The following is a 21736-nucleotide window of genomic DNA, read 5'->3' as shown; positions in this document are numbered from 1 at the left end:
TGGACTCATGCCGGAACTCCCCGAGGTCGAGGCGCTCAAGGACTTCCTGACCGAGCACCTCGTCGGCCATGAGATCGTGCGGGTGCTGCCCCTCGCGATCAGCGTCCTGAAGACGTACGAACCGCCCCTGTCCGCGCTGGAGGGCCGGGAGGTCACCGCCGTACGCCGCTACGGCAAGTTCCTCGACGTCCGGACCGCGGACGGACCGCACCTCGTGACACACCTGGCGCGCGCGGGCTGGCTGCACTGGAAGGACCGCCTGCCCGACGGGCCGCCCCGCCCCGGCAAGGGCCCCCTCGCGCTGCGCGTGGCCCTGGAGACCGGCGCCGGGTTCGACCTGACCGAGGCGGGTACGCAGAAGCGGCTCGCGGTGTACGTCGTGACCGACCCGCAGGAGGTCCCGGGCGTGGCGCGGCTCGGTCCGGACCCGCTCGCCGGCGACTTCGACGAGCGGCGCCTCGCGGAGCTCCTGGCCGGCGAACGGAGGCAGCTCAAGGGCGCGTTGCGGGACCAGAGCCTCATCGCGGGTGTGGGCAACGCCTACAGCGACGAGATTCTGCACGCGGCGAAGATGTCGCCCTTCAAGCTGGCCGCGTCCCTGAGCGAGGAGGAGACCGGGCGGCTGTACGCGGCCCTGCGCGACACGCTCACCGAAGCGGTCGAACGCTCCCGGGGCGTGGCGGCCGGGCGGCTTAAGGCCGAGAAGAAGAGCGGACTGCGCGTCCACGGCCGCACCGGCGAGGCCTGCCCGGTGTGCGGCGACACCATCCGCGAGGTGTCCTTCGCCGACTCCTCGCTCCAGTACTGCCCGACCTGCCAGACGGGCGGCAAGCCGCTCGCGGACCGCAGGATGTCCCGGCTGCTGAAGTGACCCGGTCGGACCTCACCCGGACGGCGGCGACCACTCGAGCATGAGGATCGTCGCGTCGTCCCGCGGCCGGTCGGGGGAGGAGTCGAGGGTGGGGTGGATGAGGCGCCGCAGTGTCTCGGACGCCGGCTCGCCGGTGGCCGTCGCCCGGATGATGTAGCCGGCGAACTGTTCGGGGCCGAACTGCCCGCCGCTCTCGGCCCGCGCCTCGGTCACCCCGTCGGTGTACATCAGCACCCGGTCGCCGGGCTTCGGCGCGATCTCGTGCACCGGCCGCCTCCGGCCGGCGAGCAGGGACGGCAGGCCCATCGGAGGATCCGGCTGGCGCAGCATGGCGTCGCCGAGCAGCTGCCGGTCGCGGATCACGAGCGGGGCGGGAGACCGCAGTTGGTCCACCGCAGCACTCCCGAGGCCGGATCCGGCGTCGAGGACCGTGGCGTGCGGGGTCGTCTCGGTCAGCGCGTGGTCGAAGGCGTCCCCGCCGATCTCGTAGGCCGGTTCCAGTACGGTCGTGGACACGACGTGGGCGGTGCCGATCGTGCGGGGCGGCAGGAAGGCCCGCAGCGTCTCGGCGGGCAGCCGCATCATGGCGATCAGCGTGGCGAGGGCCCGGGCGCTGCGCAGGACGGCCGGCGTCGGTGCGGGCACGTGCACGGCGAGGACGCCGAGGCGTTCCGCGCCGTCCACCAGGGGTAGCCAGGCGGTCATGCCGCCCCTCTCGGAGTCCGTCACGCGCAGCGACTCGGTGCGGTAGGCCCAGCCCGCGAGCGAGTCTTCGACGCGGAGGGACGCGGTGATGCCGGTGAGCGGTACGAGCCGGCGCTGCCGGATGTCGGTCGGGTAGACCACGGAGTGCGGGATACCCAGGGCTCTGGTGCAGCGGGCCGCCGCGGAGGTCAGGTCGAGTGCAGCGGTCTCCGGGTCGCCGAGGAACTCCTCCAGACGACTGTCGCCGGTCTCCGCCGTCGCCCCTTCGTCTCCCCCTCGCGCGCTGTCCGGGTGCGTCACCCGGCAGCCTCACACCGGGGCGCGGGCCGTGCCCGGTGACGAGGGCGGACGGATGGTCAGCTCGGCTGGAGTCTCCACAGGACCTCGCCGGACGCCGAGCGGATCTCGTAGCGGGCGATGTCCTCCGGATGCATGGAGGAGCTGGCCATCATCGTGTGGGGGTGGTCGTCGTGGCCGGGCCCGTGCCAGCTGGTCGCGGTCTCCTCGGTGCCGTCGTGTCCGACGATCACCAGGTGGCAGGGGCGCGGACCCGAGGCGTCCTTCACCTTCAGCTCGACCTGGCTGCCCGAGGCCTCGTCCTCGGTGGTGACCTGTGCCCACACTCCCGTGCGCACATCGGTCGCCGCGACTGTCCGGGACTCCTCGGCGCTGCCCTCGGCCATCATCGCGATGCCGGGGACCGACGCGGCGAAGACCACCGAGGCGGCCAGGGCGAACAGCAGGCGCCTGCGCCCGGTCCGGCGCCGGGTCGCCACCTCGGCCAGCAGCCCGTCCAGCATGCGCGGACCGGGCTGGGCCATCGGGTGCACGAACCGTGGCGTCGCCCGCCGGTACAGCATCAACTGCCGTGTGGTCACGCCGAATTCCGTCACCTCTGCAGCGCACCGAGGGCACTCCATGAGGTGGTCCTCGAAGCGGAAGGCCTCCGCCTCGTCCAGCACGCCGAGCGCGTAGGCCGCGACGTCGCGATGCCTCTCCAGGGACCTCATGCCGAATCCTCGTGCCGTTGGGTGCGGGTGGGGTTACTCCTTGCTCCCACCGGTACGGACCAGGCAGCGGAATCACTCAAGCCGGTGACACAATCGCAACCAAAGGATTCGGAGCCCTCCGGCCCCCGGATTGGTCCGGGGCCGCGGAAATCTAAAAAAGATGGATCGCGAGGTGTCCCAGCGGCAGTCCGAGCTGCCACGCGGGCGTCCAGACCTTCGGCCCCTCGTCCTCCCCGACCACCGGAGCGCCCCCAGGCACCGCGTTCAGATCGGGCGCGAGCAGCTCCGTCTCCTGCAGCCAGCGCCAGGCCTCCTCCGCGAGGCCCAGGTCCGGCGCGGGCCGGCCCGACCGCGCGGCGCCGACGGCGAGCTCGGCCAGCCGCTCACGCACCCACTCCTGCCACGGCTGGTCGTACGCGGTCAGCGACAGCCAGGTCTCCAGCTGGGTGATGACCCGGATGCCGGACAGCTCCCCGTCGGTGTCGGACAGGAAGATGGTCAGCGCCAGGGCATCGCGCCCGGCGCGGAACTCGAACGACGTCGGCGGCATCAGATCGCCGGTCCGCAGCAGCTCGTCGGCGATGTACTCGGCGTACAACCACGCCATGGGGACGGTCAGTTCACCGTCGGCACCGTCCGTGCTCCCCTGCTCTCTGTCCAGCATCCCTTCCTGCCTTCCTCCGGTCCGTGCGCGTCGCCCGACACCGGGCCCCGGGGGACGCTGACGGCCCCCTCCGGAACACGGATGAGAACAGCCGATTACTCAACCGGGGTCATCGGCAAGGCGCTTTACGGAGGCTTGACCCACCGATCGGTTTCATCGCAGGTCGGCGGCGTATCCCGGTAGCACCCTGCGCAGGGCGCGCAGCGCGTAGTACGCGCGGGACTTCACGGTACCGGGCGGGATGCCGAGGGCCGCCGCGGCTTCCGCCACACTCGCCCCCTGGAAGTACACGAGCACCAGGACTTCACGGTGCTGCGGAGTGAGTGTCTTCACAGCCTCGCGGACGTCGAGCATCGCCGCGGCCCGTTCGGCGTGGTCGGAGATGACCCGCGCGTTCTCCAGCACCGCGTCGCCGACCTCGGCCGGACGCGCCTGGCGGGCCCGCCGGGCGTCGATCGCGAGGCGCCGCGCGACCGTCATCAGCCAGGGCCGCACGGAGTCGAAGTCGTCGGCGCGCAGGGCCTCGGGATGCTGCCAGGCGCGCACCAGCGTCTCCTGGGCCAAGTCCTCCGCGCGTTGCCGGTCGCCGTCGCAGAGTCGCAGCAGCAGCGCGAAGAGGGGCCGGCCGTGCTCCCGCTGCAGTGCGGCGAGCTCGTGCTCGGCGGTCGTTCCGTTCGTGAGAGTGGATCCGGCCGTCATGGCCGTATGCCACCGCAGGGCGCGGCCCGGGCACAGGGCACGTACCCGGCTGTGCGGCGGACGGTCGATCGCGTCGACGAACGGTTCGACGAACGGTCAGGGCGCCCGGCCATGTGGGTGCCGGACGGTCTGATGAGCGTGTCGGAGCCGCGTGGGGCGCCGTGTGCCTTCTTTCCTGATTGTGCGTAAATACGACCACAACGCCCACAGTGGGGTGAATGCATGCTCGCACGCAGTCGACAGATCGCCCTGGCCCTGACCGTCGTCCTCGCCGCAGGCGCCGCCTGCCAGGCCCGCGGACACGACAAGCCCGGCCCCGGACGCCCGGCGCCGGCCGCCGCCGGGCCCCGCGGCTTCACACTGGTCGCCTCCGGTGACGTCCTCCCGCACAGCACGATCATCGACCGGGCCCGCTTCGACGCCGGCGGCACCGGCTACGACTTCCGGCCGATGCTCGCCGGAATCCGCTCCGTCGTCTCCCGCGCCGACATCTCCCTGTGCCACATGGAGACGGTCTACGGCGCGGACGGCGCCTACACCGGCTACCCCACCTTCAAATCCCCGCCCGAGGTGGCCCGAGCCCTCGCCGTCACCGGCTACGACGGCTGCTCCACCGCCTCCAACCACACCCTGGACGACGGCGCCGACGGCATCCGCCGCACCCTCGACGCCCTCGACCGCGAGGGCGTCCGGCACGCCGGCTCGGCACGCACCGAGGAAGAGGCACGCACGGCGACGGTCCTCCGAGCGGGCCCGGCGAAGGTCGCCCACCTCGCCTACACCTACGACACCAACGGCCTCCCCTTCCCGGAGGGGCAGCCCTGGGCCGTCAACCTCATCGACGAGGCCAGGATCGTCGAGGACGCCCGGGCCGCACGCCGGGCGGGCGCCGACGTGGTCGTGGTCTCCCTGCACTGGGGCACCGAGTGGCAGGACGCCCCCGACGACCGGCAGCTGACCCTGGCCCGGAACCTCACCGCCGCGCGCACCGCGGACCGCCCCGACATCGACCTGATCCTCGGCACCCACGCACACGTCCCGCAGGCCTACGAGAAGGTCAACGGCACCTGGGTCATCTACGGCATGGGTGACCAGATCGCCGGCGAGATGACCAACCACGAGGGCGCCAAGGACCCCCGCGGCAACCAGTCCACCCTCGGCCGCTTCACCTTCGCCCAGCCCGCACGGCCGGGCGGGCGCTGGGAGGTGACGAAGGCGGAGTTCGTCCCCCAGCTGTTCGACGTCGACGCCGGCCGGGTCGTGAACCTCAACCGGGCGCTCGCCCAGGGCGCCGACGTCCGGGCCGTCCGCGACCGCATCCGCGACATCGTGCTGAGCCGCGGCGCGGTCGGGGACGGACTGGTCATGGGGGAGTAGCACCTGCTTCGGCCGCCATCGCCGGGTTCCCGCCGATGGCGGCCGAACATCGCGAGGTCCCCTACGGCACCACCGTCACCGGCCACCGCCCCGCCTTCACCAGGCGGACCGCCACCGAGCCGACGATGCGGTGGCCCGCCTGCTCCGAGGCGCCCACGACCACCGCGTCGGCCTTCAGTTCGTCGGCCGCCGTCACCAGGCCGTTGTACGGGTCACCCCGGAACGTGTGGAACTCCCAGCGGACCTCGAATATCCCCTTGAGCCGCTCGGCCGCGTCCCGGATCTGCGCCACCAGATCCTCGGCGATCTCGTCCGTCGTCCCGGCCACCGGCACCCCCAGCGCGGCGCCCGCCGCCAGCACCGGCTGCACGTACACCACGGCGAGCAGCGCGTGCTGCCGCCGGGCCAGGCCGGCGGCGTAGGCCGCGGCGCGCAGGGAGGAATCGGAGCCGTCCACCCCGACCACGATCACCTTCGGACCGTCCGTGCCCCGCTCGAACCGATGGGAGTGCTGTTCCGTCACGCCGCGAGGCTATCGGAACCTCCCGGTCCGCCCGCCGGGCGGGAGGCGGAGTCCGCGCACCCGGTTGCGGACGGGACGCCTGGGCCCCGCGGTGCGGGAGCGCTCGACGGGCGAGGAGGCGCGGGTGTTCCTAGAGTCGAAAGCATGAGCGTCATCGCGGACACCGGGACGGCCGAGGACACCTCAGGACCGATACGGCCGCCCCGCCGGGCGCACGGCTTCCTGAGCCGGGTACCGCAGGGCTTCGCCGTCTTCTTCGGGGCCCTCGGACTGCTCTGCGCCCTGCTGGCGCTGATCCCCCCGCTGCGCACCGGGCTGCGCCCCCTCGTCCGTTTCCTGGACCTGCTGCTCGTCCCGGTCAGCGCCAACCTCGCCTACGCGGTCTTCCTGTTCCTGCTCGCCGCCGCGACCGGCGCCCGCAAGAAGATCGCCTGGTGGCTGGTCGTCGTCTACCTGGGGCTGCTGGTCCTCACCGACATCCTCGGCATGGCCGTCGGCGAGTTCGCCGAGTCCGTCCCCTCCTTCGTGGTGTGCGGCCTCGCCCTCGTCCTGCTGATCTACGCCCGCAAGGAGTTCTACGCCGCCTCCCGCCGCGCCGCCGTACGCCGGGCCCTGGCCGTCCTGGTGGTGGGCCTGGTCGTGGCGATCCTCGCCGGCTGGGCCCTGGTCGCGGCGTTCCCGGGCAGTCTGCCGAGCAGCGAACGCCTGGCCTGGGCCGCGAACCGGGTCTGCGGCGGCCTGGTGCCCGCCGGCAGCTTCGACGGCCGCCCGCCGCACGCGCTGTACTTCCTGCTCGGCCTGTTCGGCGCGCTCGCCCTGCTGAACGCCGCCGCCACCCTCTTCCGCTCCCAGCGCCTGGAGGCCGCCCTGCACGACGACGAGGAGGCCCGCATCCGCGCCCTCCTCGGCCGCTACGGCGACCAGGACTCCCTCGGCTACTTCGCCACCCGCCGCGACAAGGCCGCCGTCTTCTCACCCAGCGGCAAGGCCGCCGTCACCTACCGCGTCGAGGCCGGGGTGTGCCTGGCCAGCGGGGACCCGGTGGGCGACCGGGAGGCCTGGCCGCACGCGATCGCCGCCTGGCAGGACGTGGCCCGCCGCTACGCCTGGGTCCCGGCCGTGATGGGCGCCTCCGAGGAGGGCGCCCGGGCCTACGTCCGCGCCGGGCTCGGCGCGCTCCAGCTCGGCGACGAGGCGATCCTGCACGTCCTCGACTTCGACCTCGACGGCCGCGACATGCGCGTCACCCGCCAGGCCGTGAACCGGGTCCGCCGCTCCGGCGTCACCTGCCGCGTCCGCCGTCACTCCACCCTCTCCGAGGACGAGATGCGGCAGCTCGTCGCACGCGCCGACGCCTGGCGCGACACCGAGACCGAACGCGGCTTCTCCATGGCTCTGGACCGCCTCGGCGACCCGGCCGACGGCGACTGCCTCCTCGCCGAGGCCCTCGACCAGGACGGCCGGCTCCTCGCCATCCAGTCCTTCGTGCCCTGGGGCAAGGACGGCGTCTCCCTGGACCTGATGCGCCGTGACCGCACCGCCCCCAACGGCGTCATGGAGTTCATGGTCGCCGAACTGTGCGCCGCCGCCCCGAAACTCGGCGTGCGCAAGGTCTCGCTGAACTTCGCCGTGTTCCGCTCCGTGTTCGAGGAGGGCGCCCGCATCGGCGCGGGCCCGGTGCTCCGCCTCTGGCGCCGCCTGCTGCTGTTCTTCTCCAAGTGGTGGCAACTGGAGGCCCTGTACCGCTCCAACGCCAAGTACCGCCCCGAGTGGTACCCCCGTTTCCTCTGCTACGCGGAGGCCGCCTCCCTCGCCCGGGTCGGTCTCGCCTCCGGCATCGCCGAAGGCTTCGTCTCCGTACCGTCGATGCGCACGTTGTGGGGAAAGGGAAAGGGGCACCCGAAGGGCGGGCAGCGGCCCGCCACCACGGAGGGGCTGCCGTCGTTGGCGGCGCTCGGCCTCGCCGGAGGGGACGGGACCGAGCCCGCCGACCCCCTCTCCGGCCTGTCCGACCAGGTCCGCGTCCGGCACCACAAGCTCGACCGGCTGCGCGCCGACGGCACCGACCCCTACCCGGTGGGCATCCCGGCCCGCACCCACACCCTCGCCGAGGTCCGGCCGGGCGAGCAGGTCACCGTCGCCGGCCGGATCATGCTGGTCCGCGACTTCGGCGGCATCGTCTTCGCCGTCCTGCGCGACTGGTCCGGCGACCACCAGATCGCCCTCACCCGCGACCGCTCCGGCCCCGCCCTGGACCGCTTCACCGCCGACACCGACATCGGCGACCACATCAACGTCACCGGCCAGGCGGGCGTCAGCGACAAGGGCGAGCCGACCGTGTTCGTCACCTCCTGGCAGCTCACCGGCAAGTGCCTTCGCCCGCTGCCCGACAAGCGCCGGGGCCTGGCCGACCCGGAGGCCAAGGTCCGCCGCCGCTACCTCGACCTCGTCGCGAGCTCCGATGCCCGCGAGGTGGTCCGCGCCCGCTCCACCGCCGTTCAGGCCGTGCGTCAGGGCCTGCTGGCACGCGGCTACCTGGAGGTCGAGACGCCGGTGCTCCAGCAGATCCACGGCGGCGCCAACGCCCGCCCCTTCACCACCCACATCAACGCCTACGACCTCGACCTCTACTTGCGCATCGCCCCCGAGCTCTACCTCAAGCGGTTGTGCGTGGGCGGTATGGAGAAGGTCTTCGAGATGGGCCGCACCTTCCGCAACGAGGGCACGGACTACAAGCACAACCCCGAGTTCACCATCCTGGAGGCCTACCAGGCGTACGCCGACTACGACGTGATGCTCGACCTCGTCCGCGAACTGGTCCAGGGTGCCGCCACCGCCGCCTTCGGCAAGCCCGTCGCCCACAAGGACGGTGAGGAGTACGACATCTCCGGGCAGTGGCCCGTCAAGACCGTCTACGGCGCCATCGGCGAGGCCGTCGGCGAGGAGATCCACCCCGGCACCGAACTGCCGGAGCTGCTCCGGCTCTGCGACCGCGTCGGTGTGCCGTACACCGCCGACGACGGGCACGGCGACGTCGTCCTGGAGATGTACGAGCGGCTCGTCGAGGAGAAGACCCAGCTGCCCACCTTCTACAAGGACTTCCCGACCGACGTCTCCCCGCTGACCCGGCAGCACCGCTCCGACCCGCGCCTCGCCGAACGCTGGGACCTCGTCGCCTTCGGCACCGAACTCGGCACCGCCTACTCGGAGCTCACCGACCCCGTCGAGCAGCGCCGCCGCCTCACCGCCCAGTCGCTGCTGGCCGCGGGGGGCGATCCCGAGGCGATGGAACTCGACGAGGACTTCCTCGACGCCCTCGAATACGCCATGCCGCCCACCGGCGGCCTCGGCATCGGCGTCGACCGGCTGGTCATGTTCCTCACCGGACTGACCATCCGGGAGACGCTGCCCTTCCCCCTGGTACGCCGCCGCTGACCCGCTTGCGTGAGCCGAACGGGTGACTGTGTGCCGCCACACCGGTGTCGCTCGCGTGCGTCGGCCTTCGGCCGGGCGACTGATGAGTCATGAAGAAGGATCAGTTGCTCACCCGGCTACTCACCCGGCGCCGGGCGTTGATCGCGGGCGCCGGCGCCGTGGGAGCGGCCGCGACGGCCGGAGTGATCACGACTGTCACCGGGGACGGACCCGCCGCGTCCGCCCCGGCCGCGGGGCCCAAGGCCCGGCCCGTCAGGTCCTCCGCGTACCGGCTGCAGCCGGTGACCGGCTACGGCCCGCCACGCGCCGCGCCCCGCCGGACCCTGGTACGCCGCGAGGCGCCACTGAAGGTGTCCGGCCGCGGCCGGACCATGGTGCTGACCTTCGACGACGGCCCCGACCCCCGCTTCACCCCGGACATCCTCGACACCCTGGCCGAGTACGACGTGCGCGCGATGTTCTTCGTGTGCGGCGAAATGGTCGCCGGCGGCAGGAAGCTGCTGGCCCGGATGGCCGACGAGGGCCATGTCGTCGGCAACCACACCTGGTCCCACCCGCTGCTGACCCGTCTCACCCGCCGCCGGATCCGTTCCGAGATGGAACGCACCAGCAACGTCATCGAGGACGCCTACGGGGAGCGCCCCGAGTGGTTCCGCGCGCCCTACGGCGCCTGGAACCGCGCCGCCTTCCAGATCGGTGCCGAGCTCGGCATGGAGCCGCTCGGATGGACGGTCGACACCCTCGACTGGACCACCCCGGGAGTCCGGTCCATCGCGAACCGGGTCGAACACGGTGCCGCCCCCGGCGTCGTGGTGCTCTCGCACGACGCCGGGGGCGACCGCTCGCAGAGTGTGCGGGCCCTGCGGCGCTACCTGCCCGAACTGCTGGACTCCGGCTACCACGTCACCGTGCCCCGGCGGCACTACGCGTAACGGGACGCCCCCGGGGCCTCTCGCCCGCCCGGCCGGGAACGCTCAGCGCACCTCGACCAGGCGGGCGAAGGCGACGACGTTCCCCGCATACCCTTCCTGCTTGGTGAAACCCCCGCCGCAGGTGATGACCCGCAGTTCCGGCGCGCCCTTGGACGCGTAGACACGGTCGCCGGGGAAGTTGTCCTTCTCGAACACCTCGACGCCGTAGATCTCGAACATCGCGGTCTTCCCGTCCTGCCGGGCCACCTCGACGCGATGCCCCTTCTTCAGGGCTCCGAGCCCGTAGAACACGGCGGGGCCCTGCTGGTTGTCGACATGGCCGACCACGACCGCGGTGCCCTTCTCGCCGGGGGTGACGGCACCGGTGAACCAGCCGGCCAGGTTGGGGTCCTCCGGCGGTGGTGCGCCGACCCAGCCGTCCGCGTCCAGCCCCACGGGGATGATCGGCGCGTCGACCTGGATCGCCGGGATCCTGACCCGGTCCGGGAGGGAGTAGGGCAGCGGCCGTACGGTCCCGGCGAAGGTGCCCCCGGGTACCCGGCTGTCCGCGGCGGCCGCCGTCGCCGGCTGCGGGGGGCCCTCGTCGAACTCCCCCGAACCGTTCCGGATGAGGGCGAGGCCGGTCAGCAGAACCAGCGCTATCACGCCCCACGGTGCGCGCTTCCTCGGCCGCGCCTCCTCTTCCGCCTGGGCCAGCTCGGACGCCAACATTCGCCATCCCCTCTCGACGCGGCCGTCGCCGTGTCAATCGCGCATATCCGAACGCTAAGCGGCACCTGTGAAACCGGCGACGGGGCGGGGGCGAACGGGTGGCCCCCGCCGGACGGAAGGGGTGCCTCGGGGGCGGGAGGTGCGCCATCCGAGTTGCCGCCGCGAGGAAATTTCTGACGGTCCGTGACCTGCGGCGATAACCGATTGCGCGGTTCTGCCGCACCGCCTCCTCTCACCAGGACGGACCATTCCCGAAGTGCGGCTCGCGGCACGGCAACTGACTGTCTTTCTGGGAGGCGCTTTCTCGCCGATCGACCGGGGACGGGTCCCGGGGCGTCTTCCGCGGAGGTTCACATGCGTAACACTCGTGCCCTGGCGGTCGCCGGCGCAGCGGTCGCCGCCCTCGGCCTCTCCGCCCCCGCGGCCGTCGCGTGGGAGACGCCCAGCAACATCACCGCCCTGCCCAGCGTGATCGCCCGCGGCGGCCAGCTGGCCATCACGGTCGACAACTGCCGGGGCGGCGGCACCGCGACGTCCAACGCGTTCTCGCCGACGCAGCTCTCGCCGGTCGGAGGCGGCGGCAAGGGCAACGAGGGCGACCGGGGCGGCGTCGGCAACGGGACCGCGCGGGGCACCGCCACCATCAACAGCGACGCCCGTCCGGGGTCGTACGACATCACGGTCGACTGCGGCGGCAGGAGGATGACCAAGCCGCAGGCCTTCACCGTGATCGGCGGTGTCCGCGGCGGTCTCGGGGGCAGCACCACCACCGGGGCGACCCCGACCGACGTGGCCATCGGCGGGGGTCTCGTGGCCGCGGCCGTCGTCGGCGGCGGCGTGTTCTGGATGCGCCGCCGGGCCGAGCGGCGCATCTGAGGCCTCGCGCCGCGTTCCTTCGACGAGTCACCGCCTCGCACGTGAACGGCCTTCGCCCCGGCTCCCCCTCCGCAGGTCTTCGGGGGAGCCGGGGCGAAGGCCTGCGGCCGTGGTGTCCGTCAGCCGGCGTCCTCGTCGGTGCGGCGGCGCGAGAAGTGGTAGGCGACGCCGAGGGATCCGGCGATCAGTGCGGCGCCGAGGCCGATCTCCTTGAGGTCGAACCCGCCGAGGGTCCCGCCCTCACCGGCGTGCACACCCTTGTGGGGGTGGCGCGTCGGGTGATGGGTGGGGTGGTGCGTGGGGTGGTGTGTCGGACGGCCGCCCGCGATCGTCAGGCGGGCGGTGCCGCTCGACTCGTCACACTCGAACTCCACGTCGTACACGGCACCGGGCTCGGCGTCCCAGTCGACGACGGCCGTCGCCCAGGACTCCTCCGGCGGGATGGTGACCATGTCGAAGACCGGTGAGTTGACCGCCGCCTCCCCCTGGCACGCCTCGTTGCGGTCCACCCGCAGCGTGACCTCGCCTCCCGCCGCCACGGTGGAGGGCATGACGCTGAAGCCGAAGTCGGTCCCGGTCGCCGCGTCGGCGGGCACGCAGGAGGTGAGGGCGCCGGCGCCCAGCAGTACGGCCGAAGCGAGGCCTATCGCGCGCATGGTGAATCCTCCGGGTCCCCGAGGAGCAATCGCGGACCTGTTCCGCTCACGTCACAAATGCACCTCGATGTCCGAAACGCTAAGAAGACGAGCGTGCGGGCGCGATCGCAGTAGTGCGAATGGGGCACGGGCGTGGGCCGACCGGGGGAACACCGTTGACGCGGCCGGGGGACGGCGACGGTGTGTCGCGCGCCCCCCGGCCGGTGTCCGTGCTGTGCGGCGCCGTCAGTTCCCGACGCCCGGGAAGAGGTTCAGGAACGGGTCCGCCGAGGCGGTCACGCCCCTGCTGTAGGGCGAGTCGAAGTCCCAGATCAGGAACAGCAGGAAGGCGATCAGCGCCGAGAACAGCCCGGCGAGGACCAGTTCGCGGGTCGTTCTGCGGATCTGCAGAGCGAAGATCATCCCGATGGTGATGACGGCCCCGGCGATCAGCCCGAACCACACCACCCCCGGCATGGTCTCCCCGGTCGACTCCGCCCGGGCGATCCGGGCCTGGTTCGCCGCGGTCACCTGGTCCAGCAGTGGCTGGTAGGCCTGCGCCTCGAAGTCCGACGCCGGCTCGTAGTCGGTGACGTCCTGGCGGATCTGCTCGAAGAGCTCGGCGCCGCGCGGGGTGACCTCGCCCTTGTCGGCCATGGTGTCCCACTCGGTGGTCACGACATGGCTGACATACGTCCGGATGTCGTCCCGGATGCGGTCGCGTTCCTCGGCCGGATAGACCCGTACCCGCTCCGAGATCTCGTGCAGCGCGGTCGCCTCGGCCTGAACGTGGTCCTGCGCGGCGCTACGACCCTCCCAGACCCCGGCGATGGCCAGGCCCAGGACGATGGCGTAGACCACGCCGATCCACATCGTCATGTACTCGATGACGTCCGGGGTCTCACTGGGGTCCTCGTCGTCGGGCGCCGCGCGGTGGCGTACGAAGGTGATGATGACCACCACGGCACAGGCGGCCAGCATCGCGAGGGTGAGAACAAGCCATTCCGGCAAGAGGTACCTCCAGGGCTTCAGGGATCAGCGCGCGCGCAGCGCGGCGACGGCCACCACCGCGGGCACCGTGACGAGCAGGACGAAGGTGAGCGGCGACAGCGTGCCCTGCGCCCTCCGTGGTCGCGGCGGCGTGGCGCGGTAGTGCGGGTAGTGCACGGGCGTTGCGGACGGACGCGGCGTGGGAGTGGCCGGCGGGGCCGGTGCCGGCGCCGGGGGAGCGGGTGCCGGCGGCACGGGCCGGGGGGCCGGCCGGGGCGTGGGCGGTACGGGGCGTGGCGCGGGCGGCGGTGGAGGCGGCGGCTCGGGCCTGGCCGTGGGGGGCGGCTCGGGGGGCGGGGGCTTCGGTGGGGGCGGCGGGTCCGGCGTCGGCTTCGGCGGAGGCTTCGGCTTCGGCGGTGGCTTCGGTGGTGGGGTCGCGGTCGGAGTCGGGGTGGGGGAGGGGCTCGGCGTGGGGGTGGGGCACGGCCAGGTCTTCTTGCTTCCGGCGTACGCCACCGCCTCCGCGCCGTCCGGCCCCGTGGAGGCGTACGCGCAGGCGTCGGCCACCGCGACCCCGGCCGGTGCGCCGACGAGCGCCCAGGTCAGCGTCGCCGCCGCCAAGGCCCGTGCCGCAAGGGCGGATTGAGTCGAGAGGGGTCCATGCACGACGAAGATCATGAGCCCTGTGCCGCCTGCACGGGCCCGGGCGCAAGGGGATTGCCCCGAAAGGGGGATCTCCGGGGGGTGCCGGTTTGATCGGCGGTCACCCGCAGGGTGCTCCCGGCGTACATCCGTACGACGGCCCGAGGGGCTCGTCGCAGGTCCCGGAAAGAAATTTGGCCGACGGTTGAACACAACCGCCACCCCCGTGCGTACTCATGACCGTGCGGCGGCGCAGCAGGGCGCTGCAACACCCTTGCGATTATGGGGAGTTGACGATGAAGACCTCCTGGCGGAGCGCCTCACTCGTGGCGAGCGCCGCGGCGGTCCTGGCGCTGACGACGGCGTGCGGTCAGGACAGCCCACCGGCGGCCAGCCAGAACGTGGGCGCCACGGCCGCGCCCGGGGACTACGGAAGCATCGGCTCGGGCACGGCGGGCGCGGCGGGCGGCGCCGCGACCCCTCAGCCGTCCGCGCCGAGCGCCTCCAGCCCGTCCAACCCCGCCGGCAAGCTGTCCGTCTCCACCGCCGAGAAGGTCGGCAAGGTGGTCACCGACAGTCTCGGCCTCACCCTGTACCGGTTCGACCAGGACACGGAGGAGCCGCCCAAGTCGAACTGCGACGGCGACTGCGCCAAGACCTGGCCGCCGGTCCCCGCCGACGACGCCGAGGCCGGCGAGGGCATCGACAAGGCGCTGCTCGGCACGGTCACCCGGGCCGACGGCACCAAGCAGCTCACGGTCGGCGGCTGGCCCGCCTACCGCTACGCCAAGGACGTCAACGCCGGTGACGTCAAGGGTCAGGGCGTGGGCGGCAAGTGGTACGCGCTCGCCCCCGACGGCAAGAAGGCGCAGGGGGGAGCCGGTGCCGGTGGCGGCGGCGAGGCGGTCCAGGCCGGACTGTCCACGCGCAACGACGCCAAGCTCGGCGAGATCGTCGTCGACAAGAACGGCATGACCGTCTACCGGTTCAAGAAGGACGAGGCCTGGCCCAAGCCGGTCTCCAACTGCTCCGGCGCGTGCCTGGAGAAGTGGCCGCTCGTGGAGCCCGTCGACTTCAACGACACCAAGGGCATCCAGAAGAAGGGCTACATGATCTTCGACCGGACCGATGGCAAGGGCAAGCAGCAGACGATCAACTGCTCGCCCATCTACACCTTCGCCGGTGACAAGGCTCCCGGTGACACCAACGGCCAGGGCGTCGGCGGCACCTGGTACGCCGTGCGGCCCGACGGAAAGCTGGTCGGCGCGTCGGAGTAGCAGCGAAACCTCCCCAGGGTTGATCGTCTCGTCCACCCGAAGCGCAGACCCGGTCCGCCCCTCCGTGTTCCACGGAGGGGCGGACCGTTTTGCCGTGCTTCACCTGACCTCATCGAACTCCTGACACTCTTCCCCTTCCGCGCGGGAACTCTCCGGAACGCCTCGGACACGGTTCGTCATGCGTTCGAAGGGCATGCGGACGGGTATCAATTCGGCACGTGCCGCAGGCAGTGACCGGGAACGGATGGTCAATTTCCGTTTCGGGTCGCTCCATTGGCGGGCGATCAGTAGCCTCTGCTCGAACACCGGATCGCCTACGCCTTGGAGAGATAGATGGAGCGTCCCGCCTGGGCCCCACGGAGCATCGACATCTCGGTGCCCAGCGTCTCCCGGATGTACGACTACTACCTTGGCGGATCGCACAACTTCGAGGTCGACCGGGAAGCGGCCCGCCGGGCCATGGAGTTCATGCCGGGACTCCCCAAAGTCATGCAGGCGAACCGCGCGTTCATGCGCCGCGCCGTGCAGTACGCGGCCGGCCAGGGCATCTCCCAGTTCCTGGACGTCGGCTCCGGCATCCCCACCTTCGGCAATGTGCACGAGGTGGCGCAGGCCGCCCGCCCCGGCGCGCGCGTGGTGTACGTCGACCACGACCCGGTGGCCGTGGCGCACAGCCAGGCGGTCCTGGAGGGCAACGACGACGCCGGCGTCGTCGCGGCGGATCTGCGCAAGCCCCAGGAGATCCTGCGCAGCCCCGAGGTGGAGCGGCTGATCGACCTGAATCAGCCAGTGGCGCTGCTCCTCGTTGCCATACTGCACTTCGTGGAAGACGAGGACGACCCGTACGGTGCCGTGGCCGAACTGCGCGAGGCGCTCGCGCCCGGCAGCCTGCTCGTGCTCACCCACGCCTCCTACGAGGGGATCCCGCTGCCGCCGGAGCGGGCCGGGGGTGCGGTGGACGTGTACGAGGACATCCGCAACCCGCTGATCATGCGCTCGCGCGAGGAGATCGCGCGGTTCTTCGAGGGGTACGACATGGTGGAACCCGGACTGGTGGCGATGCCGCGCTGGCGCCCCGACACCACACCGGAGGACGAGGATCCGTACGCGTTCTCCGGGTTCGCGGGCGTGGGGCGTACGGCGTGACCGCGGAACCGGACGGGCCGGAGGACAGACTGCGCCGGTTCGCGACGATCTGGAGCCGGGCCGTCTTCCCGGTGACCTCGACGTCGTCGACCCGCCCCGAGTTCGAAGCGCAACTGCTGCCTCTGGCCCGGCGGCTGAGCGAGGCGCTGCTGGCCCGGACCTTCGACTCCGACGCGGGCCGGGCGGTCGGCTCCGCCCTCGTGGACGCGCACTGCACCGACCCGGAGGCGCTCAGCCGCACGCTGGACTGCGTCGACGCCTACCTGGTCCTGTACTGCGGCGGAGGCGGTGACCAGGAGGACCTGCGGGCCCGGTGCGCGCGGCTGCAGCACGCGATGGCCGCCGGTTTCGCCCGGACGCTGCGCGAGCGGACCCTGGCCGAGCAGGAGGCCATCGCGCAGGCCGCCCTCCAGGCGCAGGGCGTGGTGGCGCAGGCCCTGCACGCGAGCGAGGCGCGGTTCCGCGCCGTCTTCGAGGGCGCTGCCATAGGCATCGGCATGGCCGACCTCGAGGGCAACATACTGCAGGTCAACGGCGCGCTGCTGCGCATGTTCGGCGTCTCCGAGCCGACGCTGCGCAGCCGTAACGTCCGGGACTGGACCCACCCCGACGACGCTCCGCAGACCTGGCGGCTCTACGACGAACTCGTACGGGGCGAGCGGGAGCACTACCACCTGGAGAAGGCGTTCTACCGGCCCGACGGAACCGTCCTGTGGACCAATCTGACGGTCTCCCTGCTGCGCGACGCCGACGGCGATCCGCAGTACCAGCTGGCCCTCATGGAGGACACCACCGAACGGCGGCTGCTCAACCTGCGGCTGCGCTACGAGGCCACGCACGACGCGCTGACCGGGCTGCCCAACCGCACGTTCTTCTTCGAGCGCCTGGAGAAGGCGCTGGGCGCCGGGGAAGGCCAGCGGTTCGGGCTGTGCTACCTGGACCTCGACGGCTTCAAGACCATCAACGACAGCCTCGGCCACGCGGCCGGCGACCGGCTGCTGGTGGAGGTCGCCGACCGGCTGCAGTCCTGCGCCACGGCGCCCGGCGAGATGGTCGCGCGGCTCGGCGGCGACGAGTTCGTGGCCCTCACCACCGGGCCCGGCACCCAGCACGAGGTCGACGAACTCGCCGGACGCATCATGAACGCGCTGCTCGCGCCGATCAGCGTCGACGGCCGGGAGCTGACCGTGCGCGGCAGCATCGGCATCGTCGAGGGTCCGGCCGGGGAACGCAGCCCGGCGGAGGTGCTGCGCAGCGCGGACATCACCATGTACCGGGCCAAGTCGGCGGGCGGCAACCGCTTCGAACTGGCCGACGCGGAGGCGGACGCCCGGGCCATCACGCGGCACGGGCTGACCACGGCGCTGCCGACGGCGCTGGAGCGGGGCGAGTTCTTCATCGAGTACCAGCCGCTGGTGCACCTCGGCGACGGCAGCGTCCGGGGAGCCGAGGCCCTGGTGCGCTGGCTGCACCCGCAGCACGGCGTGCTCGGGCCGGACCGGTTCATCCCACTCGCGGAGCACACCGGGCTGATCGTGCCACTGGGGCGGTGGGTGCTGGAGCAGTCGGTGCGCCAGGCCCGTGAGTGGCGGGAACTGCAGGGCGGCGGCGAGGCGGTGGTGCCCCTGCGGATCAACGTGAACCTGTCGCCGTGCCAGTTGACGCATCCCGGTCTGGTCCAGGACACGGTCGACATCCTGGAGCGCACCGGCGTCGCGCCGGACGCGCTGTGCCTGGAGGTCACGGAGTCGGCACTGATCGGGGCGGACGACGATCTGCTGAAGCCACTGCGGCGACTGGCGGAGATGGGCGTCGACATCGCCCTGGACGACTTCGGGACGGGTTACTCCAACCTCGCCAATCTGCGACGGCTGCCGGTCAGCGTCCTGAAGCTGGACCGGTCCTTCACCCAGAGCATGCAGCAGTTCCCGGCGGACCCCGTCGACCTCAAGATCGTCGAGGGCATCGTCTCCCTGGCCCACAGCCTGGACCTGGCCGTGACGGTGGAGGGCGTGGAGACGGGAGCCCAGGCCGAACAACTGCGCATACTCGGCTGCGATACGGCCCAGGGCTGGTACTACGCCAGGCCGGGCCCACCGGAGCGCCTGCACCAGCTGGCCCTGGTGGACGCGACGGGCTGACGCCCCGGGACGCTGCGCGCGGCCGGGTCAGGTACCCAGTCCGCGCAGCAGCAGCGCGAGACCGCCCAGGAACTCCCGGTCGGCACTGACCTTCCGGGCGTCCCGGGCGGTCTCGGTCATGTACGGGAAGGCGTCGGGAGGCAGCTCGGTGATGGCGACCGTGCCCTCGCCGGACAGGGGCCCGAGGTGCTCCAGCTGGATCGCGCCGATGACATAGCCGAGCAGGCCCCGCAGCGCGACCACCCGCTGGGTGCCGTCGAATCCGGCCTCCGTGAGCACGCCGAGCACGGACTCCGACCAGCGCAGCCCGGCGAGCGACCGGTGCCGGTGGGCGACGGTCAGGGGCACGATCTCCGGATGGGCCGCCACGGCGTCACGCAGCCGCCGCACCAGCACCTCGATGCGGTCGTGCCAATGGCCTGCGGGACCGGGAGCCTCGGTGTCCACGGTGTCGAGCACGAGGTCGACGACCAGCCTCTCCAGCTCTCCGCGGTCGTCGACGTACCGGTAGAGCGCCATGGTGCTCATACCGAGTTCCTTCGCGACCGAGCGCATGGACAGCCCGGCGAGCCCGTCGCGGTCGATCACGACGAGGGCGGCCGAGGCCAGCTGGGCGTGGCTGAGTGAGCGGGGACGTGGCATGGCGCCCATCAGCGTACGTGATACGCCTACCTTGTTAGGTGTATGGCGTACGCCTACACTCGATAGGAGTATGCCGTACACCTACGAAGGAGCGTCCATGCTGATGCGCAGGCCCACCCGGCCGCTACGGCCCGGCTCCACCATCACCGACCGCCGGATCGCCACCGTCTCGGGCGGCCCGGTCACCCTCCCCGACCCCGGCCGCCTGGTCCACCTCCAGTTCCGGCGGTTCGCCGGATGCCCCGTGTGTCATCTGCACCTGCGGTCGGTGGTCCGCAGGCACGCGGAGATCGAGGCCGCCGGGGTCCGCGAGGTCGTCGTCTTCCACTCGTCCGCCGAGGAACTGCTCCGGCACACCGCCGACCTGCCCTTCGCGGTCGTCGCCGATCCCGGCAAGCGCCTGTACGCCGAGTTCGGCGTCGAGTCGGCCCCCCGGGCGTTGCTCAGTCCGCGCGCATGGGGGCCGGTCGTCGCGGCGGTGCTGCGCGGCGGATGGGAGGTCCTCCGCGGCCGCGAGCGGCTCCCCGCGCCCCACCAGCCAGGCGGCAGGCTCGGTCTGCCCGCCGACTTCCTGATCGGCTCCGACGGCCGGATCCTCGCCGCCAAGTACGGTGAGCACGTCTACGACCAGTGGCCCGTCGACGAACTGCTGCGCCTGGCGTCCTCCCGCCGGCCGGCCGCCGGCCGGCTCCCGGCGGGATAGCCGCGGCCGCTGCGGCACCGCAACGAGGAGTCACGGAGGTCGGCCGGCAGTCGGCGGGCCCCCATGGGCACGGGTCGCGTCACCGCTCGAGCAGCATCCGCTGCAGCTCCCGGGCGGCCCGGGGCGGAGCCACGTCGCTGCGGTGCGCCAGGGCGATCGTGCGGTGCAGGCCGGGCCGGGCCAGCGGAGTGACCCGCAGGCCGCGCCCGGACCTGGCCGCCACCATCCGGGGCACCACGGCGACCCCCAGCCCGGCTCGTACGAAACCCAGTACGGCGTCCATCTCGCCGCCCTCTACGGCGAAGTCGGGTTCGAACCCCTCCGCGCGACACGCGGCCACCGTCAGCTCCCGCAGGTCGTACCCGTGCCGGAACATCACCAGCCGCTCACCCTCCAGGTCGCAGACCCGCACGGTGCGGCGCCCCCGGCCGGGACGCGGGGCGTCCGGCGAGGAGACCACGACGAGATCCTCCCGCAGCAGCTCCACCGTGGTCAGCGCCGGCGACGGCGTCGGCAGCGGCAGCACCACCAGCGCCAGGTCCAGCGCCCCGCGCGCCAGCTCCCGTACCAGGTCGTGCGAACCGCCCTCCTCGATCAGCAGCCGGACCCCGGGGTAGCGGTCGTGGAACGCCCGCAGCACATCCGGCAGCAGGCCCGTGCACAGACTCGGCGTCGCCCCCAGCCGCACCCGGCCGCTGCGCAACTGCGCCAGTTCCTGCACCTCGTGCCGGGCCGTGTCGGCGTCGGCCAGGATGCGCCGGGCCAGGGGCAGTAGCGCCTCCCCGGCGTCCGTGAGCGTGATGTTGCCCCTGGCGCGCAGGAACAGATCCGCGCCCAGCTCCCGCTCCAGCGCCTTGATCTGCTGCGACAGCGAAGGCTGAGCGACGTGGACCAAGTCGGCGGCCCGGGTGAAATGCCGGGTCTCGGCGACGGCCACGAAGTACTGGAGCTGCTGGAACTGCATGCATCCACGATAGCTGCAGCCTATGGATTCAAGCCGGACCATGTCTTGGACCGATCGGTCGCGGATCCGTAGCGTGCTGTTCCATGGCTCTGGCAACGCGGACGGACCGACGGCCGTCTCTCGCACGCACCATGTGGGACTCCACCGTCGGCAAGAAGACCGTGATGGCGGTCAGCGGTCTGATCATGCTGCTGTACCTGGTCGTCCACATGATCGGAAACCTGAAGATCTTCTTCGGGGCGGGAGAGTTCAACCACTACGCGCACTGGCTGCGCACCGTGGGCGAGCCGTTCATGCACTACGAGTGGACGCTCTGGCTCGTCCGGATCGTGCTGGTCGTCGCCGTCGTCGCGCACGCCACCTCGGCGTACCAGCTCAGCCGCCGCGACATCAGGGCCCGACCCAGCAAGTACGTGCACAAGAAGGCACGGGCGAGCTACGCGACGCGGACCATGCGCTGGGGCGGCGTCATCCTCGGCCTGTTCATCGTGTGGCACATCCTCGACCTGACGACCGGCACCGTGCACTCCGGCGGCTTCCAGGAGGGCCACCCGTACCAGAACGTCGTGGACACCTTCTCCACCTGGTACGGCAACGTCGTCTACATCGTCGCGATGCTCGCGCTCGGTCTGCACGTCCGGCACGGCTTCTGGAGCGCGGCCCAGACCCTCGGCGCGGGCAGCCGCACCCGCGACCGCGCCCTGAAGACCGTCGCAGGCGTTCTCGCGCTGCTGCTCACGGCCGGTTTCATCGCCGTACCCGTGGGCGTCATGACCGGAGTGGTGAGCTGAAG

At 72.1% G+C, this 21736-nt stretch carries 22 protein-coding genes; 11 read left to right on the top strand and 11 right to left on the bottom strand.

Features of this window, described 5'->3' with window-relative positions; genetic code table 11:
• Window positions 1-7: 7 nt before the first annotated feature.
• Window positions 8-871 carry an Fpg/Nei family DNA glycosylase gene (locus BJ965_RS03715; protein WP_184907336.1) on the top strand — a complete coding sequence of 288 codons (864 nt, stop codon included), beginning with the start codon at window positions 8-10 and terminating at the stop codon, window positions 869-871.
• 12 nt (window positions 872-883) lie between these two features.
• Here the strand turns inward: BJ965_RS03715 and BJ965_RS03710 are convergent, their stop codons facing one another.
• From BJ965_RS03710 to BJ965_RS03695, 4 genes are all read right to left on the bottom strand, one after another.
• Entirely contained in the window at window positions 884-1876 is a 993-nt protein-coding gene (locus BJ965_RS03710) for a PP2C family protein-serine/threonine phosphatase (RefSeq protein ID WP_184907335.1), read from the bottom strand.
• 56 nt (window positions 1877-1932) lie between these two features.
• On the bottom strand, window positions 1933-2586 hold the full coding sequence (locus tag BJ965_RS03705) for a zf-HC2 domain-containing protein (RefSeq protein WP_184907334.1): 654 nt from the start codon (window positions 2584-2586) through the stop codon (window positions 1933-1935).
• 151 nt (window positions 2587-2737) lie between these two features.
• Window positions 2738-3250, bottom strand: coding sequence for a hypothetical protein (locus BJ965_RS03700; RefSeq protein WP_184907333.1), 513 nt, complete (start codon window positions 3248-3250; stop codon window positions 2738-2740).
• Window positions 3251-3403: 153 nt separating this feature from the next.
• Window positions 3404-3949 carry a sigma-70 family RNA polymerase sigma factor gene (locus BJ965_RS03695; protein ID WP_142156833.1) on the bottom strand — a complete coding sequence of 182 codons (546 nt, stop codon included), beginning with the start codon at window positions 3947-3949 and terminating at the stop codon, window positions 3404-3406.
• A gap of 222 nt (window positions 3950-4171) precedes the next feature.
• Between BJ965_RS03695 and BJ965_RS03690 the strand changes: the two genes are divergently transcribed.
• Window positions 4172-5326 (top strand): CapA family protein, encoded by a 1155-nt coding sequence (locus tag BJ965_RS03690; protein WP_184907332.1) that lies wholly within the window; start codon window positions 4172-4174, stop codon window positions 5324-5326.
• Window positions 5327-5387: 61 nt separating this feature from the next.
• Here the strand turns inward: BJ965_RS03690 and BJ965_RS03685 are convergent, their stop codons facing one another.
• The gene (locus tag BJ965_RS03685) at window positions 5388-5849 is read right to left on the bottom strand and encodes a universal stress protein (RefSeq protein WP_184907331.1); all 462 of its coding nucleotides are present in this window, start codon (window positions 5847-5849) and stop codon (window positions 5388-5390) included.
• Window positions 5850-5993: 144 nt separating this feature from the next.
• Here BJ965_RS03685 and lysX point away from each other — a divergent pair, with 144 nt between their 5' ends.
• Together lysX and BJ965_RS03675 are read left to right on the top strand one after the other, a co-directional pair.
• Window positions 5994-9284, top strand: a complete 3291-nt coding sequence (lysX, locus tag BJ965_RS03680; protein WP_184907330.1) for a bifunctional lysylphosphatidylglycerol synthetase/lysine--tRNA ligase LysX — start codon at window positions 5994-5996, stop codon at window positions 9282-9284.
• An 89-nt stretch (window positions 9285-9373) separates the two neighbouring features.
• Complete coding sequence (locus tag BJ965_RS03675) at window positions 9374-10216, top strand: polysaccharide deacetylase family protein (RefSeq protein WP_184907329.1); 843 nt, start codon at window positions 9374-9376, stop codon at window positions 10214-10216.
• Between the two features lie 42 nt (window positions 10217-10258).
• Here BJ965_RS03675 and BJ965_RS03670 read toward each other — a convergent pair whose 3' ends face one another.
• Window positions 10259-10927, bottom strand: a complete 669-nt coding sequence (locus tag BJ965_RS03670; protein WP_184907328.1) for a class F sortase — start codon at window positions 10925-10927, stop codon at window positions 10259-10261.
• A 354-nt stretch (window positions 10928-11281) separates the two neighbouring features.
• On the opposite strand from BJ965_RS03670, the gene BJ965_RS03665 reads away from it, so the two are divergent.
• Complete coding sequence (locus BJ965_RS03665) at window positions 11282-11803, top strand: hypothetical protein (protein WP_184907327.1); 522 nt, start codon at window positions 11282-11284, stop codon at window positions 11801-11803.
• Window positions 11804-11922: 119 nt separating this feature from the next.
• Here BJ965_RS03665 and BJ965_RS03660 read toward each other — a convergent pair whose 3' ends face one another.
• From BJ965_RS03660 to BJ965_RS39840, 3 genes are all read right to left on the bottom strand, one after another.
• Window positions 11923-12459, bottom strand: a complete 537-nt coding sequence (locus tag BJ965_RS03660; RefSeq protein WP_184907326.1) for a hypothetical protein — start codon at window positions 12457-12459, stop codon at window positions 11923-11925.
• 225 nt (window positions 12460-12684) lie between these two features.
• Window positions 12685-13449, bottom strand: a complete 765-nt coding sequence (locus BJ965_RS03655) for a bestrophin-like domain (RefSeq protein WP_184907325.1) — start codon at window positions 13447-13449, stop codon at window positions 12685-12687.
• Window positions 13450-13473: 24 nt separating this feature from the next.
• Window positions 13474-13605, bottom strand: a complete 132-nt coding sequence (locus BJ965_RS39840) for a hypothetical protein (protein ID WP_281402505.1) — start codon at window positions 13603-13605, stop codon at window positions 13474-13476.
• A gap of 22 nt (window positions 13606-13627) precedes the next feature.
• Here BJ965_RS39840 and BJ965_RS39075 point away from each other — a divergent pair, with 22 nt between their 5' ends.
• The 4 genes from BJ965_RS39075 to BJ965_RS03635 all read left to right on the top strand — a co-directional run bounded on the left by BJ965_RS39075 (window position 13628) and on the right by BJ965_RS03635 (window position 18634).
• Entirely contained in the window at window positions 13628-14074 is a 447-nt protein-coding gene (locus BJ965_RS39075) for a hypothetical protein (RefSeq protein WP_184907324.1), read from the top strand.
• Window positions 14075-14366: 292 nt separating this feature from the next.
• Window positions 14367-15347 (top strand): SCO0930 family lipoprotein, encoded by a 981-nt coding sequence (locus BJ965_RS03645; RefSeq protein WP_184907323.1) that lies wholly within the window; start codon window positions 14367-14369, stop codon window positions 15345-15347.
• 333 nt (window positions 15348-15680) lie between these two features.
• Window positions 15681-16493, top strand: coding sequence for an SAM-dependent methyltransferase (locus BJ965_RS03640; protein ID WP_184907322.1), 813 nt, complete (start codon window positions 15681-15683; stop codon window positions 16491-16493).
• Entirely contained in the window at window positions 16490-18634 is a 2145-nt protein-coding gene (locus tag BJ965_RS03635) for a putative bifunctional diguanylate cyclase/phosphodiesterase (protein ID WP_184907321.1), read from the top strand. Before BJ965_RS03640 ends, BJ965_RS03635 begins: the two co-directional genes overlap by 4 nt.
• 27 nt (window positions 18635-18661) lie before the next feature.
• Here BJ965_RS03635 and BJ965_RS03630 read toward each other — a convergent pair whose 3' ends face one another.
• Window positions 18662-19276, bottom strand: coding sequence for a TetR/AcrR family transcriptional regulator (locus BJ965_RS03630; RefSeq protein ID WP_184907320.1), 615 nt, complete (start codon window positions 19274-19276; stop codon window positions 18662-18664).
• Window positions 19277-19379: 103 nt separating this feature from the next.
• Here BJ965_RS03630 and BJ965_RS03625 point away from each other — a divergent pair, with 103 nt between their 5' ends.
• Window positions 19380-19979, top strand: a complete 600-nt coding sequence (locus tag BJ965_RS03625; protein WP_184916718.1) for a peroxiredoxin-like family protein — start codon at window positions 19380-19382, stop codon at window positions 19977-19979.
• Between the two features lie 79 nt (window positions 19980-20058).
• Here the strand turns inward: BJ965_RS03625 and BJ965_RS03620 are convergent, their stop codons facing one another.
• Window positions 20059-20943: a LysR family transcriptional regulator gene (locus BJ965_RS03620; RefSeq protein ID WP_184907319.1), complete on the bottom strand. Its 885-nt coding sequence runs from the start codon at window positions 20941-20943 to the stop codon at window positions 20059-20061.
• 83 nt (window positions 20944-21026) lie between these two features.
• Here BJ965_RS03620 and BJ965_RS03615 point away from each other — a divergent pair, with 83 nt between their 5' ends.
• Entirely contained in the window at window positions 21027-21734 is a 708-nt protein-coding gene (locus BJ965_RS03615; protein ID WP_184907318.1) for a succinate dehydrogenase, read from the top strand.
• Window positions 21735-21736: the final 2 nt, after the last annotated feature.

This window comes from Streptomyces luteogriseus, from assembly GCF_014205055.1.
Taxonomy (GTDB): Bacteria; Actinomycetota; Actinomycetes; order Streptomycetales; family Streptomycetaceae; genus Streptomyces; species Streptomyces luteogriseus.
Note: the sequence above shows the minus strand (reverse complement) of the source record. Positions and strands in the feature narration are given on the sequence as shown.

Excerpts from the sequence above, each read along its gene's own strand:
- BJ965_RS03670 (WP_184907328.1), bottom strand. The coding sequence starts at position 10,927 with ATGTTGGCGTCCGAGCTGGCCCAGGCGGAAGAGGAGGCGCGGCCGAGG.
- BJ965_RS03625 (WP_184916718.1), top strand. The coding sequence starts at position 19,380 with ATGCGCAGGCCCACCCGGCCGCTACGGCCCGGCTCCACCATCACCGAC.
- BJ965_RS03620 (WP_184907319.1), bottom strand. The coding sequence starts at position 20,943 with ATGCAGTTCCAGCAGCTCCAGTACTTCGTGGCCGTCGCCGAGACCCGG.
- BJ965_RS03665 (WP_184907327.1), top strand. The coding sequence starts at position 11,282 with ATGCGTAACACTCGTGCCCTGGCGGTCGCCGGCGCAGCGGTCGCCGCC.
- BJ965_RS03660 (WP_184907326.1), bottom strand. The coding sequence starts at position 12,459 with ATGCGCGCGATAGGCCTCGCTTCGGCCGTACTGCTGGGCGCCGGCGCC.
- BJ965_RS03705 (WP_184907334.1), bottom strand. The coding sequence starts at position 2,586 with ATGAGGTCCCTGGAGAGGCATCGCGACGTCGCGGCCTACGCGCTCGGC.
- BJ965_RS03715 (WP_184907336.1), top strand. The coding sequence starts at position 8 with ATGCCGGAACTCCCCGAGGTCGAGGCGCTCAAGGACTTCCTGACCGAG.
- lysX (WP_184907330.1), top strand. The coding sequence starts at position 5,994 with ATGAGCGTCATCGCGGACACCGGGACGGCCGAGGACACCTCAGGACCG.
- BJ965_RS03675 (WP_184907329.1), top strand. The coding sequence starts at position 9,374 with ATGAAGAAGGATCAGTTGCTCACCCGGCTACTCACCCGGCGCCGGGCG.
- BJ965_RS03615 (WP_184907318.1), top strand. The coding sequence starts at position 21,027 with ATGGCTCTGGCAACGCGGACGGACCGACGGCCGTCTCTCGCACGCACC.
- BJ965_RS03695 (WP_142156833.1), bottom strand. The coding sequence starts at position 3,949 with ATGACGGCCGGATCCACTCTCACGAACGGAACGACCGCCGAGCACGAG.
- BJ965_RS03645 (WP_184907323.1), top strand. The coding sequence starts at position 14,367 with ATGAAGACCTCCTGGCGGAGCGCCTCACTCGTGGCGAGCGCCGCGGCG.
- BJ965_RS03640 (WP_184907322.1), top strand. The coding sequence starts at position 15,681 with ATGGAGCGTCCCGCCTGGGCCCCACGGAGCATCGACATCTCGGTGCCC.
- BJ965_RS03690 (WP_184907332.1), top strand. The coding sequence starts at position 4,172 with ATGCTCGCACGCAGTCGACAGATCGCCCTGGCCCTGACCGTCGTCCTC.
- BJ965_RS03630 (WP_184907320.1), bottom strand. The coding sequence starts at position 19,276 with ATGCCACGTCCCCGCTCACTCAGCCACGCCCAGCTGGCCTCGGCCGCC.
- BJ965_RS03700 (WP_184907333.1), bottom strand. The coding sequence starts at position 3,250 with ATGCTGGACAGAGAGCAGGGGAGCACGGACGGTGCCGACGGTGAACTG.